The organism is Rubrivivax gelatinosus (assembly GCF_016583785.1).
GTDB classification, from domain to species: domain Bacteria; phylum Pseudomonadota; class Gammaproteobacteria; order Burkholderiales; family Burkholderiaceae_C; genus Rubrivivax; species Rubrivivax gelatinosus_B.
Genome location: NZ_NRRU01000160.1, coordinates 1 through 7,071 on the forward strand (window position 1 = coordinate 1; position 7,071 = coordinate 7,071).

At 74.2% G+C, this 7,071-nt stretch carries 5 protein-coding genes and 1 pseudogene; 3 read left to right on the forward strand and 3 right to left on the reverse strand.

Annotation, left to right across the window (positions count from 1 at the left end; genetic code table 11):
- Positions 1–291 precede the first annotated feature (291 nt).
- Positions 292–909, forward strand: coding sequence for an LON peptidase substrate-binding domain-containing protein (locus CKO43_RS24285; protein WP_200380270.1), 618 nt, complete (start codon positions 292–294; stop codon positions 907–909).
- A 121-nt stretch (positions 910–1,030) separates the two neighbouring features.
- On the opposite strand, the gene mutY is transcribed toward CKO43_RS24285, so the two are convergent.
- The 3 genes from mutY to mutM form a co-directional block, all read right to left on the reverse strand.
- On the reverse strand, positions 1,031–2,080 hold the full coding sequence (gene mutY, locus CKO43_RS24290) for an A/G-specific adenine glycosylase (protein WP_200380271.1): 1,050 nt from the start codon (positions 2,078–2,080) through the stop codon (positions 1,031–1,033).
- On the reverse strand, positions 2,080–4,044 hold the full coding sequence (locus CKO43_RS24295) for a dynamin family protein (protein ID WP_200380272.1): 1,965 nt from the start codon (positions 4,042–4,044) through the stop codon (positions 2,080–2,082). The genes mutY and CKO43_RS24295 overlap by 1 nt, the downstream gene beginning before the upstream one ends.
- 94 nt (positions 4,045–4,138) lie before the next feature.
- Positions 4,139–4,975: a bifunctional DNA-formamidopyrimidine glycosylase/DNA-(apurinic or apyrimidinic site) lyase gene (gene mutM / locus CKO43_RS24300; RefSeq protein WP_200380273.1), complete on the reverse strand. Its 837-nt coding sequence runs from the start codon at positions 4,973–4,975 to the stop codon at positions 4,139–4,141.
- 16 nt (positions 4,976–4,991) lie between these two features.
- On the opposite strand from mutM, the gene CKO43_RS24305 reads away from it, so the two are divergent.
- Positions 4,992–6,809 carry a tetratricopeptide repeat protein gene (locus CKO43_RS24305; protein WP_242481356.1) on the forward strand — a complete coding sequence of 606 codons (1,818 nt, stop codon included), beginning with the start codon at positions 4,992–4,994 and terminating at the stop codon, positions 6,807–6,809.
- A 10-nt stretch (positions 6,810–6,819) separates the two neighbouring features.
- Positions 6,820–7,071: pseudogene (locus tag CKO43_RS24310) on the forward strand (outer membrane lipoprotein LolB); the annotation flags it as partial.

The following is a 7,071-nucleotide window of genomic DNA, read 5'->3' on the forward strand; positions in this document are numbered from 1 at the left end:
CGCAGGCGGCCCGGCGGCCGTTCCCCGACAGGGCTCCGGATCCGACCGGGAGACCCGGATCGGATCCGGCCCGCTTGCCACCGCCGCTCCCCCTGCCCGCCGGGGGCGGGCTGTCCCCGAGGGGAAGGCTGGCGCAGGCGGCCCGGCGGCCGTTCCCCGACAGGGCTCCGGATCCGACCGGGAGACCCGGATCGGATCCGGCCCGCTTGCCACCGCCGCTCCCCCTGCCCGCCGGGGGCGGGCTGTCCCCGAGGGGAAGACCGGCGCAGGCGGCAGGGCGAGGGCTTGTCGATGAGCTCACCGAGCGTCATGCCGCTGTTCCCGCTGCAGGCCGTACTGTTCCCCGGCGGGCTGCTCGGGCTGAAGGTGTTCGAGGCGCGTTACCTGGACCTCGTCGCACGCAGCCTGCGCGAAGGCAGCGGTTTCGGCATCGTCTGCCTGCAGCAGGGGCGCGAGACCGGGACCGCGGCGCAGGGCGTGAAGCTCGAACGGGTCGGGGTCGTGGCGCGGCTCGACGAAGTCGACGCCGACGGCCCTGGGCTGCTGCGGGTGCGCGGCACCGGGCTGGAGCGGTTCCGCCTCGCCGGCACGCCGGTGCAGCAGGCCGACGGACTCTGGACCTGCGCGGTCGACGAGGTTGCCGCCGACGCGCTGCGTGCGCCGGGCGACGCGATGCAGCCGACGGTGCAGGCGCTCGGGGAAGCGATCCGCAAGCTCGACGAACAAGGCCACCAGCCCTTCGCCGAGCCCTACCGCTTCGGCGACGCCGGCTGGGTGGCCAACCGCTGGTGCGAGCTGCTGCCGGTGTCGCTGGCGGCCAAGCAGAAGCTGATGGAGCTCGAGGATCCGGTGATCCGGCTGTCCATCGTCGACGGCTACCTGCGCGACAAGCAGATCATCGTCGGGTAACGGACCACCCCCGAAAGCGCCTTCGGCGCTTCCCCCTCAAGGGGGCACCGCCAGTGGCCCGGCAGAGCCGGTCCACGGCGGTCGCTTGGCTTTGCGGCGAAGCGCCTATGCGGCAGACCCCTCAACCGGCTTCGAGCAGGCGCCGCACCGGCGCCGGCAGCCCCAGGGCCAGCGCTTCGGCGCGTGTGAACCAGCGCCCGGGCGGCAGCGCGGCCTCGACGTCGTCGGTGCCGGGTTCGGCGGCCTGGGCCGGCGGCAGCGTCCAGCGCAGCGGCTCCAGCGTCCAGTCGAAGTGCGTCAGCACGTGTTCGAACGGCGCCAGCCAGCCGCCCTGCCCCGGCCAGCCGGCGACCAGCGCCGCCAGGGCCTCGGCCGACTCGTATTCCGGCAGGCTCCACAGCCCCGCCCAGACGCCGGTTTCCGGGCGCTGCACCAGGCGCACCCGCTCGCCCTGCTCCAGCCACAGCAGCGCGTGGCGGCGCCGGCCGCGGCGCAGCGTGCGTGTCTTCACCGGATAGCGCTCGGGCGCGCCTTCGGCCCGGGCGATGCAGACCTCCTCGAGCGGACAGCGCCCGCACTGCGGCCGGCGCGCCAGGCAGACGGTCGCACCCAGGTCCATCAGCCCCTGCGTGTAGCGCTCGATGTCGTGTTCCGGCAGCAGCGCCTCGGCCTGGCTCCACAGCGCACGCTGCTCGGCCGGGCGCGCCAGGTCGCCGGCGAATCCGGTCGCACGCGCCAGCACACGCTTGACGTTGCCGTCCAGGATCGCGGCCCGTTCGCCATAGGCGAAGGCGGCGACGGCGGCAGCGGTGGAGCGGCCGATGCCGGGCAGCGTCGCCAGCTCGGCCGCCGTGCCCGGGAAGCGCCCGCCGTGTTCGGCGACCACCGCCTGCGCGCAGCGGTGCAGGTTGCGTGCGCGGCTGTAGTAGCCCAGCCCGCTCCACAGCGCCAGCACCTCGTCCAGCGGCGCGGCGGCGAGCGCTGCGACCTCGGGGAAACGCTCGAGGAAACGGGCGTAGTAGGCGAGCACCGTCGTCACCTGGGTCTGCTGCAGCATCACCTCGGACAGCCAGATGCGGTAGGGGTCGCGCGTGTTCTGCCACGGCAGCGCGTGGCGGCCGTGCTCGCGCTGCCAGCGCACGACGCGCCCGGCGATGCCGCGTGCCGGCATCAGGCGGCGTCCAGCACCAGCGGCGCGTGGGCGCTGTCGGCGGCGGTCGTGTCGCGCGCCGCGGTGACGAGTTCGTCGACGACGCGGTCGAGCGCGCCGTGCAGCGCGACCAGATGCGCGTCCTGCAGTTCGACCTCGGCGATGCGGGCCTCGAGCTCGCCCGAGGCCGCCTGGATGCGCTCCAGCGCCTCGCGCCGGCGGCGGAAGGCGCGGCGGCGTTCGCGCAGCTGTTCGTCGACCTGGGCCGACTGCGACTTGCTCCAGACCTCGACGTCGTGCGAGGCGCTCTCGAAGACCACACGCAGCTTGGCCACCAGCATGCGGCGGAACTGCTCGGCAAAACCCGGCAGCGCCATGCGCCAGCCCTGGGCCAGGCCGAGGTAGCGGCTGTAGTTCTGCTCCAGCGTGTCGAGTTCGTCGTCGTAACGCGTCAGCGGCGGCGGCGGCTGCAGCGCGAAGGCGAAGCCGTGTTCGGTGTTGAGCTGCACGAAGCTCGAGTCGAGCATGCGGCGCATCTCGTCGGTGCGTGCCGCGGCGTCACCCAGCGCGGCGCGCAGGCGCTTGAAGAGCGTCGCGAAAGACTCGCGCGACGCACCCGAGAACGGCAGGCCGCCGATGGCCGACAGCATCGCCGCGACCTCGGTGCGCAGCGCGTCGCTGCCCAGCCGCGCGCCCAGCTCCGAGAGCTGGCGCGACTGCACCGCACGCAAGGCCGACAGGCGCTTGAGGCAACCGTCGAACTCGTCCGATTCGGCGTCGATGCGCTCGAGCATCAGCCGCACCTTGGCCGTGCTCTTGCCGCGCAGGCCGCGCAGCTCGAGCAGCTGCTCGGCGAGCTGGCGGCGGCGGTCGGCCAGGCGGCGCGAGGCGGCGCTGCGCATCTGCTGCGCGCTGCCGGCTGCCGCATGGGCCAGCACCTCGTGCTGGCGCGGGATCAGCTCGGCGCTCAGCGCCGCTTCCAGCTCGGGCAGACGGCTGCGCGCCAGCGCGCCGGCGTCGCCGGCGACACGCGCGGCCAGCGCGTCACGCGCCGACAACGGGAACACGCGCGAACGCGGCAGGCCGAGCGCGGCGGCGCTCAGCTCGCGCTGGCGCTCGATCTGCGCTGCCACCGTCGCAGCGGGGACCAGCGGGTCGGCGAGCGTGTCGATCTTGTTCAGCACGACGAAACGTTCCAGCCCGTCGGCACCCAGGTGCTCGCGCCAGATCGCGAGATCCGAGCGCGTGACCCCGGTGTCGGCGGCGAGCAGGAAGACGCAGGCGTGGGCCGAGGGCAGCAGCGACAGCGTCAGCTCGGGTTCGGCGCCGATGGCGTTGAGCCCCGGCGTGTCGAGCACGACGAGGCCGCGCGACAGCAGTTCGTGCGGGAAGTTGATCAGCGCGTGGCGCCAGGCCGGCACCTCGACGCGGCCGTCGGCACCGACCGGCGGGTTGTCCTCGGGGCGGTCCTCGTGCCAGAAGCCGAGCGCCCGCGCTTCGTCGACGGCGACGCGACGCGTGCGCGTCACCGCCGCCAGCGTGCGTTCCAGGCCGTCGGCGTCGGCGGGGTCCAGAGGCAGCTGCTGCCAGGCGTCGTCGCGCCCGCGCAGTTCGGCCAGCGACAGGCCGGCCAGGCGGGTCTCGATCGGCAGCAGCGCCAGCCGCGGCGGCAGTGCCGGGTCGTGGAAGAGTTCGACCGGGCACATCGTCGTGCGCCCGGGTGTCGCCGGCATCACGCGCCGCCCGGCGGCAGCGAAGAAGATCGCGTTGATCAGCTCGGACTTGCCGCGCGAGAACTCGGCGACGAAGGCCAGCAGGATGCGTTCGGAGGTCAGGCGCGCGCGCAGCCCGGCGAGCAACTCGGCCTGGGTCGGGTCGGCGAGGTCGTGGTCGGCGAGGAATCGCACGAAGACCCCGACCCGGCGATCGACTTCGTGCCGCCAGGCCGACAAGGTCTCGAGCGTGGTGACGAGGGAGCTCTGCATCGGCCGATGGATGCTAGCTCAGCCCCCCGTGCGCCCGGGCCGACGGGCGCACGCGACAAGGCAACACTGCGTAATCCGTCGCGCCGGAGCAGGCTCAGCGGCGCTGGCAGGCGGCGCAGTAGTAGGTCGCGCGCTGCCCCTGCACGATGCGGCGCACCGCCGCGCCGCAGCGCGGGCAGGCCTGGCCTTCGCGGCCGTAGACGCGTGCGTGCTGCTGGAACGCGCCGCTCATGCCGTGCACGTCGCGGAAGTCGCGCAGCGTCGAGCCGCCCAGCGCGATGGCACGCGCCAGCGTCTCGCGCAGCGCCTGCAGCAGCCGCGCAGCACGCTGCGGGCCGATGCGCTCGCAGGGCGTGGCCGGGTGGATGCCGGCTTCGTGCAGCGCCTCGCAGGCGTAGATGTTGCCGGCGCCGACGACGATGCGTCCCGACAGCAGCACCGCCTTCACCGGCGCGCGGTGGCGCTGCAGCGCGGCGTGGAACGTGGCCGGCGTCAGCGTCTCGTCGAAGGGTTCGGGGCCGAGCGCGGCGAGCAGCCTGGACGCCGGCTCGTCGGCGATGGACGGCGACCAGACGACCGCACCGAAACGCCGCGGGTCGGTCAGGCGCAGCGTGCCCTGGGTCGTGACGAGGTCGAAATGGTCGTGCGCACCCGGCAGCGTGTCGGCCGGCTGCAGCGCCAGCGAACCCGACATGCCCAGGTGCAGCAGCAGCCCGCCGCCGCAGCCCCCCTGCGGCCCGGGCACCACCGGCAGCCAGAGGTACTTGCCGCGGCGCTGCACCGGCAACAGCCGGCTGCCGACCAGCGCTTCGGGCGCTACACCCAGCGGCCAGCGCAGCGCCTTGCCCAGCCGCAGCGCCAGCACCTGGGCGCCGCGCAGCGGTTCATCTATGCCCCTGCGTGTGACTTCGACTTCGGGCAATTCGGGCATGCGGCATTATGTCGAGATGCCTCGTCGCCTCTTCGCCGCCGCCCCCCGTCTTCACCGCCAACGCCTGCTGGCCGCCGCGCTCGGCCTGGCCGCCGCCTGCGCCTGGGCCCAGGACGCGGCCCCCGCGGCCGGCGCCGCCGCTTCGCAGCCGGTGCGCAACTCGACGCTGGACGCTCCGCTCTTCTACCAGTTGATGATCGGTGAACTGCAGTTGCGCGAAGGCGACCCCGGCGCCGCCTACCAGGTGATCCTGGACGCCGCGCGCCGCAGCCAGGACGAGACCCTGTTCCGCCGCGCCGTCGAGATCGCGCTGCAGGCGCGTGCCGGCGAAGAGGCCCTGAGCGCCACACGCGCCTGGCGCGCCGCGGTGCCGACCTCGCAGGAGGCGCTGCGCACCGAGTTGCAGATCCTGTCGGCGCTGAACCGGCTGGATCAGGCCGCCGACCCACTGCGTGCGCTGCTGCTGCTGGCACCGGCGTCCGAACGCAGCAGCCTGATCGCCGCGGTGCCGCGTTTCCTGCAGCGTGCCGCTGACCAGGCGCACGGCGCCCGCCTCGTCGAGCAGGTGCTGACGCCCTACCTCGAGGCGCCGGACACGCGTGTTGCCGCGCAGGTCGCGATCGGCCGCGCCTGGCTGGCCGGCGGCGACCCGGCGCGGGCGCTGGACCTGGTGCGCCAGGCACACGCCGCCGACCCGGCGGCGCAGGGGCCGGTGCTGCTGGCGCTGGAGCTGCTGCCGACGCGGCCCGAGGTCGAGCCCATCGTCGTCGAATACCTGGCGCGGCCGCAGAGCGAGTTCGGCCTGCGCCTGCTCTATGCACGCGCGCTGACGGCCACGCAGCGCTATGCCGAGGCGCTGCGCCAGATGGAGATCGTGACGCAGCAGCGGCCCGAACTCGCGCCGCCCTACCTGACGCTGGGTGCGCTCTACCTGGACCTGAAGCAGCCGGTGCCAGGCGAGAAGGCGCTGCGCCGCTACCTCGAGCTGACGGCCGAGCAGGCGCCCGCGCCGACGCCGCCCGCTGACACCGCCGGCGACGACGAGGACGTCGCCGCGGTGCCGGCGCAAGGCCGCATCCAGGCTTGGCTGATGCTCGCGAGCTCGGCCGAGCAGCGCGGCGACTATCAGGCCGCCGAAGCCTGGCTGGCGCTGATCGACGACCCGCAGCGCGCGCTGGAGGTGCAGGCCCGGCGCTCGACGCTGCTCGCGCGCCAGGGCCGTGTCGACGAAGCCCGCAGGCTGCTGCAGGCCGTGCCCGAACGGGGGCCGCAGGACGCGCGCTCCAAGCTCGACGCCGAAGCCTCGATGCTGCGCGAGGTCAAGCGCTGGCAGGAGGCCTACGAGGTCACCGCGCAGGCGCTGCAGCGCGAACCCGACGATCCGGAGCTGCTGTACGAACAGTCGATGCTGGCCGACAAGCTGGGCCGCAGCGACGAGATGGAACAGCTGCTGCGCCGTGTCATCGTGCTCAAGCCCGACAACGCGCACGCCTACAACGCGCTCGGTTATTCGCTCGCCGATCGCGGCGAGCGCCTGCCCGAGGCGCGCGACCTGATCGCGCGTGCGCTGGAGCTCTCGCCCAACGACCCGTTCATCACCGACAGCCTGGGCTGGGTCGAGTACCGGCTGGGCAACCGCGCCGAGGCGCTGCGCCTGCTGCAGCGCGCCTATACCTCGCGCCCCGACGCCGAGATCGCCGCCCACCTGGGCGAGGTGCTCTGGGCCGAAGGCCGCCAGGACGAGGCCCGGCGCATCTGGGCCGAGGCGCGGGCGCGCGACGCCGGCAACGAGGTGCTGGCCGAGACGCTGAAGCGCCTGAAGGTCACGCGTTGAGCCGGACGGCATGAGACGGCTGCTGCCCGCGGTGCTGGCGGCGCTGGCGCTGGCCGCGCTGGCGGGATGCACGACGCCGCCGCGTTCGCCCGGGGCCTGGGTTTCGGGCCGGATGTCGGTCGAGGTGCACCCGGCCGATGCACCGGCCCGCCGCATCGCCAGCGCCTTCGAGCTGCAGGGCGACGGCGAGCGCGGCGAGCTGCGCCTGACCTCGCCGCTGGGCAGCGTCGTCGCCGCGGCGCGCTGGGCGCCGGGCGAGGCG